Below are 18,948 nucleotides of genomic sequence, written 5' to 3' on the forward strand. Positions count from 1 at the left end.
GTCACGCTTTTCAGCGAAGGACTCCCCATGACCCCCGCCGCCGACGGCTTCCGCATGCCCGCCGAATGGACCCCGCACGAGCGCACCTGGATGGCGTGGCCCGGCCCCAACCCCACCTTCGACGACCCCGACGACCTCGCCGCCTCCCGCATCGCCTGGGCGTCGGTCGCCCGCGCGATCCGCCGCTTCGAACCGGTGACGGTGGTCTGTGGCCCGGGTCAGTCGTCCGGTGCGCGGGCCCTGCTGGGCGACGGCATCGACACGGTCGAACGCGACCTCGACGACGCCTGGATGCGCGACATCGGCCCCACCTTCCTCACCAACGGAAACGGTGAACTCGCCGCTGTCGACTGGACGTTCAACGGCTGGGGCGCCCAGGACTGGGCCCGCTGGGAGCACGACGCGAAGATCGCCGCGTACGTCTCGGACCTCGCGGGGGCACGGACCTACGCCTCGAAGCTCGTCAACGAGGGCGGCGCGATCCACGTCGACGGCGAGGGCACGGTGCTGCTGACGGAGACCGTGCAGCTCGGCCCCGAGCGCAACCCGCACTGGACTCGCGCCCAGGTCGAGGCGGAGATCCATGCCCAGCTCGGCACCCGCAAGGCGATCTGGCTGCCGCGCGGCCTCACCGGCGACTACCCGCCCCACGGCTTCGGCACCCTCGGCCATGTCGACATCGTCGCCGCCTTCGCCCGCCCGGGCGTGGTGGTCGCCCACCACCAGCCCGACCCGGCGCACCCCGACCACGAGGTGACGAAGGAGGTCATCGGCCTGCTGAAGTCCCAGACCGACGCGCGCGGCCGCCGCCTGGAAGTCGTCGAGGTACCCGCGCCGACCGCCCTGGAGGCCGACGGCCACTGGGCCGACTACTCCTACATCAACCACTACCTCTGCAACGGCGGTGTGGTGCTGTGCGGCTTCGACGACCCGCGCGACGAGATCGCGGCCGGTATCTTCCGTCGTCTGTTCCCGGAGCGGACGGTGACGCTGGTGGACGCCCGTACGATCTTCTCCGGTGGCGGTGGCATCCACTGCATCACCCAGCAGCAGCCAAAGGGCCAGAAGTAGGTGGGAGCAGGGATGGCCGGTGCGGGACGTGCGCGCAGGAACGCGCCGCCGCGCGAGGAGGTCCTCGCCGCAGCCATGGACATGATCGCCGAGCGCGGTCTGGAGAAGCTCACCATGGCGGCGCTCGGCCGTGCGGTCGGCATGAGCAGCGGCCATCTGCTCTACTACTTCCACTCCAAGGACGAACTGCTGCTCCAGGCCCTGGAGTGGAGCGAGAGCAGGCTGGGCGCCGAGCGCGGCAGGCTCCTCACCCGCAGGGCGCCGGCCCGCGAACGCCTCGACGCGTATGTCGACCTGTACGTCCCCGACGGCCACCGCGATCCGCACTGGACCCTCTGGCTGGAGGTCTGGAACCGCTCGCAGAACGCCGACGACGACGCCCGCGACCGGCAGGCCGCCATCGAGGGCGCCTGGCACCGCGACCTGGTCGCCCTGATCGCGGAGGGCGTCTCGCGCGGCGAGTTCCGCCCGGTCGACGCCGACCGCTTCGCCGCCCGGCTGCGCGCCCTTCTCGACGGCTTCTCCATCCACGTGGCGATCGGGCTGCGGGGGACGGACCGGGGGCAGGTCCTCGGGCACGTACGGGAGTTCCTGGACGAGGCGCTTCACCCGGACGCTTGATCTGTGTCCAGATCGACCAGGGCGCAGCTCGCATCCTGAGACGGACGGTGAGTGCGGGGGCGGATTGTGCCAGACTGCCCCCGTGCTCTCGTTCGCCACGATTATTGGCAGCAGGCGCGCCGGTCCGCAGTGACCGCCACGTACGACCAGGTACGGGCGGCCATCGTGTCCTCGACCCGCGCGCAGACCTCTCGCACCCGCGAGAGGTTTTTCGTTTTCCTGGCCCACCTTCAGCCAGGAGGGGAGCGCGAGGGACCATGGGGGGGACGGTGGAGCCGGTTATTCCGGTAGACCGAGATCCAAAACAGGAGCCTTGACACCATGACGGAAACCAGCGAGCTCGACGACTCGTTCCATGTCTTCGACACCACCCTGCGCGACGGCGCCCAGCGGGAGGGCATCAACCTCACCGTCGCCGACAAGCTGGCCATCGCACGGCACCTGGACGACTTCGGCGTGGGCTTCATCGAGGGCGGCTGGCCCGGCGCCAACCCGCGGGACACGGAGTTCTTCGCCCGCGCACAGCAGGAGATCGACTTCAAGAACGCCACGCTCGTCGCCTTCGGGTCCACCCGCCGGGCGAACGCGAAGGCGTCGGAGGACCCGCAGGTCAAGGCCCTCCTGGACTCCGGCGCCCCGGTGATCACGCTGGTCGCGAAGTCCCACGACCGCCACGTGGAACTGGCGCTGCGCACCACGCTGGACGAGAACCTCGAGATGGTGCGGGACACGGTCGCGTTCCTCCGGTCGCAGGGCCGCCGCGTCTTCGTCGACTGCGAGCACTTCTTCGACGGCTACCGCGCGAACCCGGAGTACGCGAAGTCGGTCGTCCGCGCCGCCTCCGAGGCCGGCGCCGACGTGGTCGTGCTCTGCGACACCAACGGCGGCATGCTCCCGGCCCAGATCCAGGCGGTCGTCGCCACCGTCCTCGCCGACACCGGAGCCCGGCTCGGCATCCATGCCCAGGACGACACGGGGTGCGCGGTCGCCAACACCCTCGCCGCTGTCGACGCGGGCGCGACCCACGTCCAGTGCACGGCGAACGGCTACGGCGAGCGGGTAGGGAACTCGAACCTGTTCCCGGTCGTGGCGGCCCTGGAACTGAAGTACGGCAAGAAGGTCCTCCCCGAGGGCGCGCTCCGCGAGATGACCCGCATCTCGCACGCGATCGCCGAGGTGGTGAACCTCACCCCCGCCACCCATCAGCCGTACGTGGGAGTCTCGGCCTTCGCGCACAAGGGCGGCCTGCACGCCTCCGCGATCAAGGTCGACCCGGCCCTGTACCAGCACATCGAGCCCGAGCAGGTCGGCAACACCATGCGGATGCTGGTGTCGGACATGGCGGGCCGCGCGTCGGTCGAGCTCAAGGGCAAGGAACTCGGCATCGACATCAGCGGCGACCGCGAACTGGTCGGTCGCGTCGTCGAGCGCGTGAAGGAGCGCGAGCTCAAGGGCTACACGTTCGAGGCGGCGGACGCGTCGTTCGAGCTGCTGCTGCGCGCCGAGGCCGAGGGCAAGGCCCGCAAGTACTTCGAGGTCGAGTCCTGGCGCGCGATCGTCGAGGACCGCCCCGACGGTACGCACGCCAACGAGGCGACCGTGAAGCTCTACGCCAAGGGCGAGCGCATCGTCGCCACGGCGGAGGGCAACGGCCCGGTCAACGCCCTGGACCGCGCCCTGCGCGTGGCCCTGGAGAAGATCTACCCCCAGCTCGCCCAGTTGGGGCTGGTGGACTACAAGGTCCGCATCCTCGAGGGCAAGCACGGCACCCAGTCCACGACGCGCGTCCTGATCTCGACGTCGGACGGCGCCGGCGAGTGGTCCACGGTGGGTGTGGCGGAGAACGTCATCGCCGCGTCCTGGCAGGCACTGGAGGACGCGTACACGTACGGGCTGCTGCGCGCCGGGGTGGAGCCCGCGGAGTAGCCGACGCCTCAACAGGAGTCCTCGGCGAGCTTCTCGAACTCGCCGAGGCTCATGGCCCGGTCGTCGGCCCGGACCTGGCCGGGGTGCAGAGCGTGCAGTTCCTCGCTGGTGAAGCTGACGTTGCCGTCGTACGGATTCCAGCCGTGGCGGGGTCCGGTGAAACCAAGGGCGTACGTGTGGCCGGGCAGCAGCTTCTGCTGCCCGGCCGCTTCGACGTGCCAGGCGGCGGGAGGCGTGAAGAGGGGGAACGTCGCCGAGGTGACGTCGACCCGCGCGCCGAAAGCCGCGCTCCAGCCGTTGTCGTCCGCGACCGTGTCGTCCTCGGCCCAGCTGTGGAGACGCACGCCGCTGCCGTGATCGCCGTCGCACAGCCGCACCGTCGCGACCGGCTGTCCGTCTCCGTCCAGCCACACGGCCACCAGCGGCAACTGCGCCGGACTGCACCCACTGAGCAGCCCGATTCCCGCCACCGCACCCGCCGCCGCCAGGCCGGCGCGCACCCCACGTCTCACGAGCCCCGCCCCTCGATCGCGCAGGGCCCGAAGCGCCCTACCGCAGCTGCCACTTCTGGTTGGCGGCCCCGGTGCACGACCAGATCTGTGCCCGCGCCCCGTTCACCGACGAGTTGTCCGTCACGTCCAGGCACTTGTCCGCCGCCGTGTTCACCACATCACCGGTCGAGGCGTTGTACGACCACCGTTGCGCACCGGTTCCATTGCAGTCGTACAACTGCGTCTTCGCCCCGTCCGCCGTCGACCCCGCCGCCACGTCAAGGCACTTGCCGAGCGCTTGGACGGACCCGTCCGCCTGTACGGTCCACTGCTGCGCCGCCGAGCCGTTGCAGTCGTAGAGCTGTACGGTCGTGCCGTTCGCCGAAGAACCGCCCGCGACATCCAGGCACTTGCCCGCCAGGCCGACGAAGGCCCCCGACAGGCTGCCGCTGCCCGACTGCGTCCCGGACCACGTGAACGTCGCCGACGTCTTGCCCGGAAGCGAGTAAGTCGCGTGCTGCGAACCCCAGTTGATGGTCACGGTCTTCGCGGACGACGCGTCGTTGTAGGCGATCAGGGCCTTGCTTCCGTCGGGATTGCGCCACGCCACGTTCGGCACGGCCGTCGACGCCGTCGACGCGATCCGCTGCGCCCCCGGCCGTACGAACTTCGTCAGATGCCCCATCGTGTAGTACTCGACCGTGTAGTCGACCGTGCCGCTCGCCCCGTCGCCGTTGTGCACCGTGACCAGCCCGGTGCAGGTCCCGCAACCGCCGTTGTGCGGCCCCATGTTCTGGTCCACCGCCAGCGACCACTTCGTCACCGACTTCGCCCAGTTCCGGGTGTAGTCGACGATGTTGAGCATGTCCTCGCGCTGCTGGTTGGCGATCCACGTCCCGCCCGAGTGCTCGGTACCGAACGCGTCCAGCCCCGGGTACTGATTGTGGACGGTCGTCTGCTTGGTGACGTCACCGCCGTAGCCGTGCCACGCGATGCCCCCGAAGTTCGGATGCGACCGCACCGCCGCGTCGTCCACCGTCTGGGCCGCGTACGCGTCGTACACGTCCCAGTTCCAGTCGTGCGCCAGCACCTTCGTCGACAGCCCCGCCGCCGCGAGTTTCGGCAGCAGCTCGCTCTTGGTGAAGTAGGCCAGCCCCGACGCGTTCCAGCTCATCGACGGATACCCGGAGCAGCACGTCGGCTCGTTCTGCGCCGTCACGTACGAGACCGGCACCCCCTGGTCCCGGTACGCCTGGAGGTACTTCACGAAGTACGACGCGTACGCCCCGTAGTCCTCCGCCTTCAGCCAGCCCCCGTTGAGCTGCCCGCTGTCCTTCATCCAGGCCGGCGCGGTCCACGGCGAGGCCATCACCGTCAGCGAGGGGTTCAGCTGGAGGGCCTGCTTCGTCAGCGGCACCACGTCCGCCAGGTCGTGCGCGATCGAGAACTGTGCCAGGTTCGGGTCCGTCTGCCCGGCCGGCACGTCGTCGTACGTGTACCCGTACCGTGCCAGGTCCGACGCGCCCATGGGGTTGCGCAGGAACGACAGCCCGATCCCGTCCGTCGGCGAGAACAGCTTCCGCATCGTCGCGTCCCGGGTCGCCTGCGACAGCGCCCCGCTGCTGTTCATCAGCCAGGCCGCGGTGTCCGTGAAGGACGCGCCGCCGCCCGTGAAGGTCTGGTACCGCGTGTTCTCGTCGACGGTGATGTTCTCGCCGCTGCCGCCGCTGCCGGACTGGAACGCGAACGGGGTCTGGGCCTGCAGCCCTCGGACCACATGGCGTCCGGCGGAGTCGTCGGTCGTGGTCAGCCATGCGGTGACCTGCTCGCCCGCCGCGTGCGCGGGCGCGGTCGCCGCGGTGAGGCCGGCCGTGGTGAGCAGCCCGGCGAGGAGCAGCCCGGCCGCTCGTCTGGATCTCTTCATGGAGCGCCGCCTTCTGGAGGTGGGGGATGGGAGGCGTGCGAGCCGTGAGTAAATGACGGCTTCGTATACCCGTCAAGGGGTTGCGCGTTCAGAATCCGAAGGAACAACGCACCTGATCCGGCCGTGATTTGGGCGTGTACCGGTTCTGACGTGAAGTCTTGACGGTTCTCCGTGCCGCCAGTTAACTCACGACGTGATCTAAGTCATGAGTGAATTCTGCGAGCCTCCGAGAGCCGAGGGAAGGTACATGCGAAGAACCGCCCTGCTCGCCTCCGCCGCACTGCTCACCGCACTGCTCCCGCTGACCGCCGCCGCCACCGCGTCCGGCGCCGACGACCCGCCGCCCACCCCCGTCGACCGCTTCGAGGGCGAGGTCCCCTTCGCCTCCCAGCCCGCCGAGGGCATCTTCACCTGGGGCGGCGACAGCGACGACCCGCCCGCGCTCCAGTTCACCGACCGCGCCGACGCCCCCGAGGGTGCCAAGGTCCTCACCGGCACCTACGACATCAGCGGCTACGGCGGCTTCACCCACGACTACGCCGCGACCGAACCCGCCCACGACTGGTCCGCCCACAAGGGCATCCGCTTCTGGTGGGACGGTCAGGCCAACGGCAAGAAGATCGCCTTCGAGATCAAGGACGGCGGCGCGAACGGCGAGGCCTCCGAGCTGTGGACGACGTCCTTCACCGACGACTTCAGCGGCTGGAAACAGATCGAGATCCCCTTCACCGACTTCACATACCGCACGGACTACCAGCCCGTCGGCGGCATCGACCACGTCCTCGGCCTCACCGGCATGTGGGGGTACGCCGTCACGCTCCCCGTCGGCGTCAAGGGCCAGTTCGCCATGGACGGCGTCGAGTTGTACGGCAAGGCCGACCAGTCCCTGCGCGCCTCCGTCACCACGGACGCCGCCGTCTACCCGGTCAAGGAGGGCGGCAGGGCCACCGTGAAGGTGTCGGTCGCCACCACCGGCTCGGCCCCGATCGACGACCCGGTGACCGTCACATACGAGGCGACGGGCGGCAGCGCCGACTCCGGCAAGGACTACACCCCCGTCTCCGGCACCCTCACCTTCCCGGCGGGCACCGCGTCCGGGGCGACGCAGACCATCGAGGTCCCCACCTTGAAGGACCGGTCCGCCGAGTCGGCGGAGACGATCCCGCTGAAGCTCACGGTCACCGGCGCCAAGGCCCCCACCGAGACCCCGCAGGTCGTGATCGACGCGCACGGACTGCCGTATCTGAACAGCAAGCTGCCGGTGAAGAAGCGGGTCGCCGACCTCCTCTCGCGGATGTCCCTGGAGGAGAAGGCCGGCCAGATGACCCAGGCCGAGCGCGGCGCCGTGGGGAACGGCGGCGACGTCGCCACGTACAGCCTCGGCTCCCTGCTCTCCGGCGGCGGCTCGACCCCCACGCCCAACACCGCCGAGGCCTGGGCGAAGATGATCGACAGCTTCCAGCTCCAGGCGCAGGCGACGCGGTTCCAGATTCCGCTGATCTACGGTGTCGACGCGGTCCACGGCCACAACAACCTGGTCGGCGCCACGATCATGCCGCACAACATCGGCATCGGGGCGACCCGCGATCCCGAGCTCGCCGAGAAGACCGGAGCGGTGACGGCCGCCGAGGTCCGGGCCACCGGCATCCCCTGGGACTTCGCCCCTTGCCTCTGCGTCACCCGAGACGAGCGCTGGGGCCGCTCCTACGAGTCCTTCGGCGAGGACCCGGCCCTCGTCGACTCCATGGAGACCGTCATCCAGGGCCTCCAGGGACAGGCGAACGGCAAGGACCTGAGCCGGAACGACAAGGTCCTCGCCACCGCCAAGCACTTCGTCGGTGACGGCGGCACCGAGTACGGCTCCTCCACCACCGGCAGCTACACCATCGACCAGGGCGTCACCAAGGTCACCCGGCAGCAGCTGGAGGCCGTCCACCTCGCCCCGTACCAGACCGCCGTCGACCGCGGCATCGGCACGGTCATGCCGTCGTACTCCTCGCTCGACATCGCCGGCGACGGCCAGGGCCCGGTGAAGATGCACGCCCGCGCCGACATGATCAACGGCGTGCTCAAGGGCCGTATGGGCTTCGACGGCTTCGTCATCAGCGACTGGAACGCCATCGACCAGCTCCCCGGCGACTACGCCTCCCACGTCCGCACGGCGGTCAACGCGGGCCTCGACATGATGATGGTGCCGTACTCGTACAAGGACTTCAGCTCGACCCTGGTCGACGAGGCCGAGGCGGGCCGGATCAGCGAGGACCGCATCGACGACGCCGTCTCCCGCATCCTCACCCAGAAGTTCAAGCTCGGCCTCTTCGAGCACCCCTACGCCGACACCAGCGGCGCCTCGCAGATCGGCTCGTCGGCCCACCGTGCCGTCGCCCGGCAGGCGGTCGCCGAGTCGCAGGTGCTGCTGAAGAACGCGGGCGGTGTGCTGCCCCTGAAGAAGTCGCAGAAGGTCTACGTCGCCGGCTCCAACGCCGACGACATCGGCAACCAGACCGGCGGCTGGACGGTCACCTGGCAGGGCTCGTCCGGCGACATCGTCCCGGGTACGACGATCCTGGAGGGCATGCGCGAGGCCGGCGGCGACGTCACCTACTCCAAGGACGCCTCCGCACCGACCGGCGGCTACGACGTCGGCGTGGTCGTCGTCGGCGAGAACCCGTACGCCGAGGGGGTCGGCGACGTCGGCAACGGCAACGACCTGGAGCTGACCGCCGCCGACCAGGCCGCCGTGGACAAGGTGTGCGCGGCCATGAAGTGCGCGGTGCTGATCGTCTCGGGCCGCCCGCAGCTCGTCGGCGACCGGCTCGGCGACATCGACGCGCTGGTGGCCTCCTGGCTGCCGGGCACCGAGGGCGCCGGTGTGGCGGACGTGCTGTACGGCGCGCGCCCCTTCACCGGACAGCTCCCCGTCACCTGGCCCAGGTCGCAGGCCCAGCTGCCGATCAACGTCGGTGATGCGGCGTACGACCCGCAGTTCCCGTACGGCTGGGGCCTGACGACCCTCACGAAGGCGCCGGAAGGCGGCCAGACGACGCTGAAGGCCCTCGGGATCGCGGCCGCCGTGGCCGAGAAGGCAGGCGCGAAGGAGGCCGGCCGTGCGCTCGTCACCAAGGCGCGGCTCATCGTCCAGCAGAAGGTGGGACAGAACATCACGGCGGCGGTGGCGAAGCCCTTCGCCGACGCCGACCACCTGCTCCTGACCGGACGGTACGGCGCGGCGGTGCAGAAGCTGGCGGAGGCGTACCGGGCGGCCTGACGTACGTACTGCGTCTCCCGCCTACATAAAATGACCAGTTTTGGGAGGCTTCGGGTAGTTTCGAAGCATGAAGGCCGTCGTACGGACCCGAAGCCTCCCCGGACTGGTGCTGGCCCTCGTGCTCGCCGTCCTCGCCGGGGTGTGGGTGGGCACTGCGCCCGCCTCGGCCGCCACCAGCGTCTCGGCTGTCGCGGAAGCCCTCCGCAAGAGCCCCGTCTACGTCGATCCGGCGGCCGCGTCCCAGCTGTCGGACGCCGACGCGAACGCCCTGACCAAGCAGATCAAGAACGCTGACAAACCCCTCTTCGTCGCGGTCCTCCCCGCCGGCTACCCGACCCAGAACCTCTTCACCGACCTGCGCACCGCCACCGGCATCACCGGCCTGTACGCGATCCGCCTCGGTGACCGCTTCGACGCCCGCGCCGACTCCTCCGTCCTGCCGCGCACAGCGGTGTCGAACCTCGTCACCAGCGTCCAGGGCGAGAGCGACGCGAAGACCCAGCTCGACGACTTCACCGGCCGCGCGCTGACCAACATGGGCGGTTCGGCGCCCTCGACCTGGGGTTCCTCCGACAGGGGCGACGGGGGCTCGACCACCGCGCTGATCATCGCGGGCGCCGTCCTGGTGGTGGGCGGGGTGGGCGCGTACGCGCTGGTCCGCCGTAGCCGCCGGCGCCGAGAGGAGGAGCAGCAGGCCGCCCTGGACAAGCTGCGCGTCGTGGTGGACGAGGACATCACCGCCTTCGGCGAGGAGCTGGACCGCCTGGACTTCCACCCGTCGGAGGCCAGGGCGGACGACACCATGCGCGCGGACTACGAGCGCGCGCTGGATGCCTACGACCAGGCGAAGACGTACATGGCGGAGGCACGGAAACCCGAGGAGGTCCGCGCCGTCACCCAGGCCCTGGCCGACGGCCGCTTCTCCCTGGCCCAGCTCGCCGCCCGCCGCGAGGGCCGCCCACTGCCCGAACGCCGCCCGCCCTGCTTCTTCGACCCCCGCCACGGCCCCTCGGTCGCCGACGCCGCCTGGACGCCGGTGGACGGCGCGCCCCGCGAGGTCCCCGTCTGCGCCGCCGACCGGACCCGGCTGGCCGACGGCCGCGACCCGGTGATCCGCCAGGTCGACACCGAGTACGGCCGCCGCCCCTACTGGGACGCGGGCCCCGCCTACGGCCCCTGGGCCGGCGGCTACTTCGGCGGCGGCATCCTCCCCGGCCTCCTCCTCGGCACCGTGCTCGGCAACGTGATGGCCGCCCCGTCCTACGCGGCCGACTACGGCAGCGGCTACGGCGACTTCGGCGCCGGCGGCTACGGGGGCGGCGACCTCTCCGGCGCGGACTTCGACCCGGGCGACTTCGGGGGCGGGTTCGGTGATGGCGGGGGCGGATTCGGCGACGGCGGGGGAGGAGGCGACTTCGGCGGGGGCGGCGGGGACTACGGCGGCGGGTTCTGACGTACGGGGAACAGCCGGGCCCGGCGCGCGGGCCTACGACGTCCGGGGCACCACCAGCCCCGACTCGTACGCCAGGACGACGGCCTGGGTGCGGTCGCGCAGCCCGAGCTTGGACAGGACCCGGCTGACGTGCGTCTTGACCGTCTCCTCGCCGACGTGCAGCCGCTCGGCGACCTCCGGGTTGGACAGGCCCTCCGCCAGCAGCCGCAGGACGTCGGTCTCGCGCGGGGTGAGCGCGGCGAGCGCATCGTCGGCCGGGACCGTCCTGGGCCGCTGCCGGGCGAACTCCGCGATCAGCCGCCGGGTGATGGCCGGCGCGAGCAGGGCCTCCCCGGCCGCGACGACCCGTACCGCGTCGAAGAGCCGCTCGGCGGTCACGTCCTTCAGCAGGAACCCGCTCGCTCCCGCGGCCAGGGCGTCGTACACGTGCTCGTCGAGATCGAAGGTGGTGAGCACGAGCACGCGCGGCGCCTCGGGCCCCTGGAGCCGCGCGGTCGCCTCGATGCCGTCCATGACCGGCATGCGTACGTCCATCAGGACGACGTCGGGCCGCCGCTCCCGGCAGACGCGCACCGCCTCGGCGCCGTCGCGCGCGGTACCCGCGACCGTGAAGTCGGGCTGAGTGGCGAGGAGCCCGGCGTATCCGGCACGGACGACCTCGTGATCGTCGGCGATGACGATGCTGATCCCTTCCCTGATGCCTGCGCTGATGTCCGTGCTCATGAAACCGTTCCTAACCAGTGTGCATAAGTGAGTCTTGGGCCCACTGCTGCGTACTGGGCGCATCCCGAACGGTTTTGGATGCGCTGGGTTCCCGCTTTCGCTTTCCGTTCGGCGACGGCTCTCCGGGGAGCCGGTCCGTGGTGGGTGGGCGGGTTCCCTCACGCCCTGGGGTGCCCGGTCTGGCCTGGACGGTCCGATGCTCCGCACGATCACTCCGGTCGTGTGGGGGCGGTGCCGTCCGACGCCGGATCGGGTGTCCGAGGGCGCGTCGTCCGATCGCGATACCGGCGGCATCGTGACGGGACATCTTTCTGTGCGGGGTGGCCAGCGGTTTCTGCCAGTGCTGGGCACCCCACATGCTGGTGTAGGCCGGGTCGACCGCGACGATCGCGAGGCCCTGTTCGGCGGCCATGGAGACGAGCCGGGCCTTGAGCTTGCCGGTCGGGATGCCGGAGATGAGCTGCCGGAACCTCTTGCGGCGGCCGTGTTTCTCCCGGGTCTTCTCGGTGGCGAAGTCGAGGTCTTCGATGCCGATCGCGGCGACACCGACGCGCTTGGCCCAGTTGATCAGGCGGGTCAGGGCGTGGCGGATCTGGGCGTCGCGGTGATCTGTGGTGCCGGACAGGTCGTAGAAGAAGCGGTGCGGGTCACCGACCGGGTTGCCGTGCGGGTCGAGCCGGTAGGCGGCGAAGTGGTCGGCGTTTGTGTCGACGCCGATCATGCCGCGGGCGCGGGCGGTGGTGAGCGGGATGGTCTTCACGAGGGGGCGTTGCCAGGACGCGGTCAGGTACCAGCGGCCACGGTCCACATTCAGGTGGATGCGGTAGGCGACGGCCCGGTTCGCGGTGATGCGGTCGGCCCACTCCGCACCCCGGTGCGCGAACGCGATGCGGGCGGTGAGGACGTACCGGCCGTGCCGGGCGTTGGCCAGGTGCGCGAGCGGAGCGGGCAGTTTGACCGACACCTCGCCGTCCGGGGTGACGCGGATCGTCTCGTTCCCGAACCGCTTCCCCGACTCGCCGTCGGCAGCGATGAACCAGCGTTCCGCTTCCCAGCGTTCCCGCCACTGTTCCTCGGTGAGCCGGGCCTGGGCGAGATGGTGGCGGGTGTTGAGGAGCCGTTTGCCGCCCCGTACCACGCGGACCCGTCCGGCCTGCCAGTCACGGACCGCAGCGGCGTGCCGCTCTTCCAGCATCGCGAGGCGACGGGACTTTCGAAACCACTCGTTCTTCGACCGGTAACCGCCCGCAGCCCGCTTCGTTCCGGGCTCCCCGACCGGGAGGGACAGCCGGTGCCGCAGCGTTTTGATCCCGTCTGCCAGCGTCTGGATGTGCGCGGCCTGGCAGCGGCGCGCGAGCGCCCACTGATCATGCGTGGCCTTGGTGATGGCCCCGGCGATCCGCGATGACGACACCCCCGTCAGTCCCCGCTTGCGCGCCGCCCAGGTGTCCGCGCTGTGCTCCAGGCCGTCTGCACAGCGAGCCTTGAGATCACGGGAGGCCAGCACACCCTGATGCTCACCGACCGCACGCAGCACCTTCTCGTCCAGGGGCGTGAGGTGCTTCAGACGGTCCCGGACCGCCACCCCACAAGGCCCAGGCACTACGAAGGACGCCGCCAACTCCCTTAAACCGCCCACCACATCACCCCCTCAAAGCCGGACATCTGTCTGCCACCCAGCTCAACGACCAGCAGCCGCCAAGGTCACCCATTCGGCCCCAGAACCCCCGTTCCCACCCCGCGAACCCGCCGACAGGACTCAATCCCGCTCACCACAACTCACTCCAGCTCAGCAAACCAACAGCAGCTCGCAACCCCCTGCCGCCCCTGACGGACGGCCCGATCCTCCGCGCGGCAGTGGGCTCGGTCCTCTGCCTGATGCTGGTGACCTTGCTGGGCCTGGCCCTGGCAACCTTGCTCAGAGACACAAGCGGCGCGATCACTTTGGGCCTCGGCATCCTGTACATCGTCCCGGTTTTGGCGAACACCCTCGCCTCCTCCACGTGGCAGCACCGCTTGGAACGCTGGGCACCGATGCCGGCGGGCCTGTCGATCCAGGCGACGAAGAACCTGGAGCGTCTGGCGATCGGTCCGTGGCCGGGGCTGGGGGTGTTGGCGGCGTATGCGGCGGGGTTGTTGGCGGCGGGGGCGGTACTGCTCAGGGCGCGAGACGCGTAAGGCCGACGAACACACTCCAGGTGGTGGGGGAGACTGCACCCGGACCCCTCGTAGCACCCGCATAGGGAGCGAAATCGAACGGGCATCCGGATACGCCGAGCGCCCGCCCTCCCCACAAGGGTGAGTGAAGGGCGGGCGCGCTCAGGACTTGGCGTTCAGCCGTCGGACGGCAACTCGTGGGATGGCAACCCGTCGGGCGGCAACCGTCGGACGGCACACCTCACGCGTTCTTGATCGCCGAGATGTCGAAGGTCAGCTTGATCTTGTCGGAGACCAGCACGCCACCCGTCTCCAGCGCCGCGTTCCAGGTCAGGCCCCACTCGGAGCGCAGGATCTCCGCCTTGCCCTCGAAGCCGACGCGCTCGTTGCCGAAGGGGTCCTTGGCGGAGCCGTTGAACTCCAGGTCGATGGTGAGCGGCTTGGTGACGCCGAGGATGTTCAGGGCACCGGTGATGCGGTAGTCGTCGCCGCCCAGGGCCTCCGCCTTGGTGGAGCGGAAGGTCATCGTCGGGAACTCCTCGGTCCTGAAGAAGTCCGAGCTCTTCAGGTGTCCGTCACGGTCGGCGGAGCCGGTTTCGACGCTGTCCATCGTGATGTCGATGGTCGCCGTGGACTTGGCCGGGTCGCTGCCGTCCAGGTGCAGGGAACCGGTGAAGTCGTTGAACTTGCCCTTGACGTTCGTGACCATCGCGTGGCGCGCCACGAAGCCGAACGTCGAGTGGGCCGGGTCGATCGTGTACTCGCCGGTCAGCGCGGCCAGCTCCGGGGTCACAGCGGCGGGGCCCGTGGCGGTGGTCTCGGTGGTCGTGTCGTTGCTGCTCTTGCGGCTGAAGATGCCCATGACGTGCTCCTTGGGGACGGGTCGCGGTTTCGTCCGAAGCCGCGGAAAGGAATCTGAGAGATCTGTTGAATCTTCAACGAGGTCAACAGGACCGAAGGTAGAGCAATTCCGTTCGGTTTTCAACATCATCCGCTACGTGTTCCCCAGACTACGTCGGGTAATCATTTGGTGCCCTCTGGCGGACGCGCGTAGACCTCAGGCATCATCTCCCTGCGCCACCTGCACAGCCGCCCCGTAGGAAGCACGGCCATCCGCAGGAAGGGTTCCCATGGTTCTCATGAAGACCGCGAGACCGCTCAAGCTCCGCTCCGCCCTCACCGCGCTCGCCCTCCTCGTCGCCCCCGGCGTCGCCGTCCTCGGCACCGCCACCGACGCCTTCGCCGTCACCAAGATCAGCCACGCCACCGCGACCTCGATGTTCAGCCAGGTGGGCATCACCTGGTCCTCTTCCGGTGGCTGCTCCGACCGGAACAACTCCACCTGCACGTCCTTCGAGCAGCTCAACCTCGCCACCGCGCAGGGCGCCCAGACTCTCAAGAGCGCCAGCGGCTGCGCCCTCAACATCACCGGCGGTACGGAGACCGGTCACGCCTCCGGCACCTACTCCCACTGGAACGGCTACAAGCTCGACTACGGCAAGAACACCTGCGTGACGAGCTACATCAAGAACTCCTTCACCTACATCGGACTGCGCGGCGACGGCGCCCCCCAGTACCAGTCCGGCGCCGGCAACATCTACGCCGACGAGGGCAACCACTGGGACGTCCTGTACTACAACTGCGGCGGCTGCTGAGCCCGTCGGACATGACTCCCTCACGCCGACTCTTCCTCGGCGCGGCCGTCCTCGCGGCGGGCCTCGCCGCGAGGACAGGGGCGGCTCGCGCCGCAGACGCCCCCGCAGGCGACCCGTACGACACCCTCCGCCACCGCTGGCTCGATCTCGCCCTCGGCACCGGCTACGACCCGGCCGCCGAGCCGTACGCCTCCCGCCTCGCCGAAACCGGCGCACTGGCCCGCGGCTTCCGGGCCACGATGACCCCGGCCCCGACCTCCCTCTGGCCCGGCTACCCATATGACCCTCCGTCCGGCATCACCCAGAGCTACAGCAGGCTGTGGACGATGACCCAGGCATACGTCCGGCAGGGCACCGGCTCCACAGGGGATCCCGCCCTCCTCGCCGACGTGCTGCGCGGGCTCGACCATCTCGCCGCCACCGTCTACAACCCCGCCACCACCCGCTACGGCAACTGGTGGGAATGGCAGATCGGCAGCCCCCGTCTGCTGATGGACATCACGGCCGCCCTCCACGACCACCTCACCGACGCCCAGCTCACCGCCGCCTGCGCCGCCGTCGACCACTTCGTCCCCGACTCCGCGCTCGGCGACTACTCCGGTACGTCGACCGGCGCCAACCGCGTCGACCTGTGCCGTTCCGTCGCCCTGCGCGGCATTCTCGGCCGGTCCCCGGAGAAGATCGCCCTCGCGCGGGACGCGCTCTCGCCCGTCTTCCCGTACGTCACGAAAGGCGACGGGCTGTATGCCGACGGCTCGTTCGTCCAGCACACCTGGGTCGCCTACTCGGGGACGTACGGGCAGGTCCTCCTCGACGGGCTCGGCCGGCTCTTCGCGCTGCTCGCCGGGTCGGAGTGGGAGGTGACCGACCCGAACCGGCAGATCGTCCTCGACAGCGTCGAACACGCCTACGCGCCGCTCATCCACGACGGCCTGATGATGGACAGCGTCAACGGGCGTGCCATCAGCCGCGGTTATCTGAAGAACGACGACCGGCACGTCCTGCGCGGCGACCACTTCCACGGTCAGGGGATCATCGCTGCCATGGCCCTCCTCGCCGGCGGCGCGAGCCCGGCCGAGCGCGAGCGGTGGTACGGCCGTATCAAGGGCTGGATCGAACGGGACACGGTCACCCCGATCCTGACGGCCCGGCAGTTCGACGTCGCCGACCTCGCCCGGCTGCACGCCGTCGCCGACTCGGCCGTACCGGCCGCCCCGGAGCCCACCGGGCACCGCGTCTTCCCGGCGATGGACCGTGCCGTCCACCGCCGCCCCACCTTCACCGCGAACATCTCCATGGCCAGTGACCGCATCGCGCACTACGAATGCGGCAACGGGGAGAATCCGCGCGGCTGGCACACCGGTGCGGGGATGGTCCTGTGGTGGGCCGCCGGGGCCCCGAGCGATCAGTACACCGACTGGTTCTGGCCGACCGTGGACTGGTACCGGCTGCCCGGCACGACCGTCTCCACCAGGCGCCTCGCCGACCGGGCGGGCGGCGAGTGGGGCGAGCCCAAGCCGGACGTGCGCTGGGTCGGCGGCACCACCGACGGCGAGTACGCGGCCGTGGGGCAGCACCTGAAGGGGCTCGGCTCGACGCTCGAGGCCCGCAAGTCCTGGTTCTGTGCCGCGGACGCGGTGATCTGCCTGGGGGCCGGGATCACCTGTGCCGACGGGGTGCCGGTCGAGACGGTCGTCGACAACCGCAACCTGGGGGAGCGCGGCACCCAGGCCTTCGTACGGGGCAGGCGCTGGGCGCATCTGGAGGGGCAGGGAGGGTGGGTCGTGCCCGACGGCGAGCTGCGGACACTGCGCGAGGACCGTACCGGCGCCTGGGCGGACATCAACGCCACCGGTACGGCGGAGTCGCACACCCGTGGCTGGCAGACCCTCTGGCTGGATCACGGCACGGACCCCACGGACGCCGCCTACGTGTACCTGCTGATGCCCGGCGCCTCCCGCCGCGCGGTCGCGGCCCGTGCCGCCGACCGGAACTGGCTGACGGTCCTCGCCAACGACGTCCGCCGGCAGGCGGTGCACGTGCCCTCGCTCGGACTGACGGCCGCCAACTTCTGGCAGGGCGCGGAAGCGGGTCCGCTGGCCGCCTCGGCGGGCGCGAGCGTGCTCCTCCGCCGCACGGGCCGTACGGTTACCCTCTGCGTGAGTGAGCCGCCGCGTACCGGCGAGCCGCTGGAGATCGTCTGGGACCGTCCCGTGCACCGGGTGGTCCGGGCCGACGACTCGGTCGAGGTGCTGTCGGCAGGCCGCCGTCTGCGCCTCCGTGTCACTCCAGGGATGGCATGTGCGACTCACGAATGTGAGTTGGCTCTCAGTCCCTGAGTTTGTGTGACCCCTACAAGCCGTACGCCCCCTGAACAGTCGGAACGCCTGCATGGGGTCGCGGTTCTGTTCAGGGGTACCAGGAAAACGGTCCGGAGACTGTACGGAGTCGACGGCTCGCTTTCCTTGGTCGGCTTCGTAAGGTCACTACATGACCGTTTTGGAAGAGACGACGGGTGAGCCGACGGACGCGCGGGGGCGGGTCGCCGAACTCCACGAGATCCGTGCGCAGGCGCTGGCGGGTCCGAGCGAGAGGGCGACCGAGGCGCAGCATGCCAAGGGCAAGCTGACCGCCCGGGAGCGGATCGAGCTGCTCCTGGACCCGGGGTCCTTCCGGGAGGTCGAGCAGCTGCGCCGGCACCGGGCGACCGGGTTCGGGCTGGAGGCCAAGAAGCCGTACACGGACGGTGTGATCACCGGCTGGGGCACGGTGGAGGGCCGTACGGTCTTCGTCTACGCGCATGACTTCCGGATCTTCGGCGGTGCGCTGGGCGAGGCCCACGCCACGAAGATCCACAAGATCATGGACATGGCCATCGCGGCCGGCGCGCCGCTGGTGTCGCTGAACGACGGTGCCGGGGCCCGTATCCAGGAGGGCGTCAGCGCGCTCGCCGGCTACGGCGGCATCTTCCAGCGCAACACCAAGGCGTCCGGTGTCATCCCGCAGATCAGCGTGATGCTCGGCCCGTGCGCGGGCGGCGCGGCCTACAGCCCCGCGCTGACGGACTTCGTGTTCATGGTCCGTGAGACCTCGCAGATGTTCATCACCGGCCCGGACGTCGTCAAGGCGGTCACCGGCGAGGAGATCACCCAGAACGGTCTCGGTGGCGCCGATGTGCACGCCGAGACGAGCGGTGTCTGCCACTTCGCGTACGACGACGAGGAGACCTGCATCGCCGAGGTGCGCTACCTCCTGTCGATGCTCCCGCAGAACAACCGCGAGAACCCGCCGCGTGTGGACTCCACGGACGCCCCGGACCGCCGTGGAGAGGTCCTGCTGGACCTGGTCCCGGCGGACGGCAACCGCCCGTACGACATGGCCAAGGTCATCGAGGAGATCGTCGACGACGGCGACTACCTGGAGGTCCACGAGCGCTGGGCGCGGAACATCATCTGCGCACTGGCCCGCCTCGACGGCCAGGTCGTCGGCATCGTCGCCAACCAGCCGCAGACCCTGGCGGGCGTCCTGGACATCGAGGCGAGCGAAAAAGCTGCGCGCTTTGTTCAGATGTGTGACGCTTTCAATATCCCGATCGTCACCTTCCTGGACGTGCCGGGGTTCCTCCCCGGTGTCGACCAGGAGCACGGCGGAATCATCCG

The 18,948-nt window shown here is 70.0% G+C and carries 14 protein-coding genes; 9 read left to right on the top strand and 5 right to left on the bottom strand.

Features of this window, described 5'->3' with window-relative positions; translation table 11 throughout:
• The first annotated feature begins 27 nt into the window (after positions 1–27).
• The 3 genes from ABT114_RS44925 (at position 28) to cimA (ending at position 3,618) form a co-directional block, all read left to right on the top strand.
• A complete protein-coding gene (locus ABT114_RS44925) occupies positions 28–1,071 on the top strand; it encodes an agmatine deiminase family protein (RefSeq protein WP_351151549.1) in 1,044 nt (347 codons plus the stop codon).
• Between the two features lie 12 nt (positions 1,072–1,083).
• A complete protein-coding gene (locus ABT114_RS44930) occupies positions 1,084–1,692 on the top strand; it encodes a TetR/AcrR family transcriptional regulator (protein WP_351151551.1) in 609 nt (202 codons plus the stop codon).
• A 321-nt stretch (positions 1,693–2,013) separates the two neighbouring features.
• The gene (cimA, locus tag ABT114_RS44935; RefSeq protein ID WP_351151554.1) at positions 2,014–3,618 is read left to right on the top strand and encodes a citramalate synthase; all 1,605 of its coding nucleotides are present in this window, start codon (positions 2,014–2,016) and stop codon (positions 3,616–3,618) included.
• A gap of 8 nt (positions 3,619–3,626) precedes the next feature.
• Here cimA and ABT114_RS44940 read toward each other — a convergent pair whose 3' ends face one another.
• Together ABT114_RS44940 and ABT114_RS44945 are read right to left on the bottom strand one after the other, a co-directional pair.
• The gene (locus ABT114_RS44940) at positions 3,627–4,130 is read right to left on the bottom strand and encodes a hypothetical protein (protein WP_351151556.1); all 504 of its coding nucleotides are present in this window, start codon (positions 4,128–4,130) and stop codon (positions 3,627–3,629) included.
• Between the two features lie 37 nt (positions 4,131–4,167).
• Positions 4,168–6,033 (bottom strand): ricin-type beta-trefoil lectin domain protein, encoded by a 1,866-nt coding sequence (locus ABT114_RS44945; RefSeq protein WP_351151559.1) that lies wholly within the window; start codon positions 6,031–6,033, stop codon positions 4,168–4,170.
• Between the two features lie 247 nt (positions 6,034–6,280).
• Between ABT114_RS44945 and ABT114_RS44950 the strand changes: the two genes are divergently transcribed.
• Both ABT114_RS44950 and ABT114_RS44955 read left to right on the top strand, forming a co-directional pair.
• On the top strand, positions 6,281–9,301 hold the full coding sequence (locus tag ABT114_RS44950; RefSeq protein ID WP_351151562.1) for a glycoside hydrolase family 3 protein: 3,021 nt from the start codon (positions 6,281–6,283) through the stop codon (positions 9,299–9,301).
• Positions 9,302–9,368: 67 nt separating this feature from the next.
• Positions 9,369–10,754: a hypothetical protein gene (locus tag ABT114_RS44955; protein ID WP_351151564.1), complete on the top strand. Its 1,386-nt coding sequence runs from the start codon at positions 9,369–9,371 to the stop codon at positions 10,752–10,754.
• Between the two features lie 33 nt (positions 10,755–10,787).
• Here the strand turns inward: ABT114_RS44955 and ABT114_RS44960 are convergent, their stop codons facing one another.
• Both ABT114_RS44960 and ABT114_RS44965 read right to left on the bottom strand, forming a co-directional pair.
• Positions 10,788–11,477: a response regulator gene (locus ABT114_RS44960; RefSeq protein ID WP_351151566.1), complete on the bottom strand. Its 690-nt coding sequence runs from the start codon at positions 11,475–11,477 to the stop codon at positions 10,788–10,790.
• Positions 11,478–11,487: 10 nt separating this feature from the next.
• Positions 11,488–13,116 carry an IS200/IS605 family accessory protein TnpB-related protein gene (locus ABT114_RS44965; protein ID WP_351151569.1) on the bottom strand — a complete coding sequence of 543 codons (1,629 nt, stop codon included), beginning with the start codon at positions 13,114–13,116 and terminating at the stop codon, positions 11,488–11,490.
• A 218-nt stretch (positions 13,117–13,334) separates the two neighbouring features.
• Between ABT114_RS44965 and ABT114_RS44970 the strand changes: the two genes are divergently transcribed.
• Complete coding sequence (locus tag ABT114_RS44970; RefSeq protein ID WP_351151572.1) at positions 13,335–13,655, top strand: hypothetical protein; 321 nt, start codon at positions 13,335–13,337, stop codon at positions 13,653–13,655.
• A 220-nt stretch (positions 13,656–13,875) separates the two neighbouring features.
• Here the strand turns inward: ABT114_RS44970 and ABT114_RS44975 are convergent, their stop codons facing one another.
• The gene (locus ABT114_RS44975) at positions 13,876–14,496 is read right to left on the bottom strand and encodes a YceI family protein (protein WP_351151575.1); all 621 of its coding nucleotides are present in this window, start codon (positions 14,494–14,496) and stop codon (positions 13,876–13,878) included.
• Positions 14,497–14,773: 277 nt separating this feature from the next.
• On the opposite strand from ABT114_RS44975, the gene ABT114_RS44980 reads away from it, so the two are divergent.
• The 3 genes from ABT114_RS44980 to ABT114_RS44990 all read left to right on the top strand — a co-directional run.
• Positions 14,774–15,289 carry a hypothetical protein gene (locus ABT114_RS44980; protein ID WP_351151577.1) on the top strand — a complete coding sequence of 172 codons (516 nt, stop codon included), beginning with the start codon at positions 14,774–14,776 and terminating at the stop codon, positions 15,287–15,289.
• 11 nt (positions 15,290–15,300) lie between these two features.
• Positions 15,301–17,628: a polysaccharide lyase 8 family protein gene (locus ABT114_RS44985; protein ID WP_351151580.1), complete on the top strand. Its 2,328-nt coding sequence runs from the start codon at positions 15,301–15,303 to the stop codon at positions 17,626–17,628.
• A 151-nt stretch (positions 17,629–17,779) separates the two neighbouring features.
• Positions 17,780–18,948 (top strand): acyl-CoA carboxylase subunit beta (locus ABT114_RS44990; protein ID WP_351151583.1); only part of this gene is annotated, 1,169 nt, incomplete at its 3' end.

The sequence above is a fragment of the Streptomyces sp. NPDC002088 genome (assembly GCF_040296605.1).
Lineage (GTDB): Bacteria > Actinomycetota > Actinomycetes > Streptomycetales > Streptomycetaceae > Streptomyces.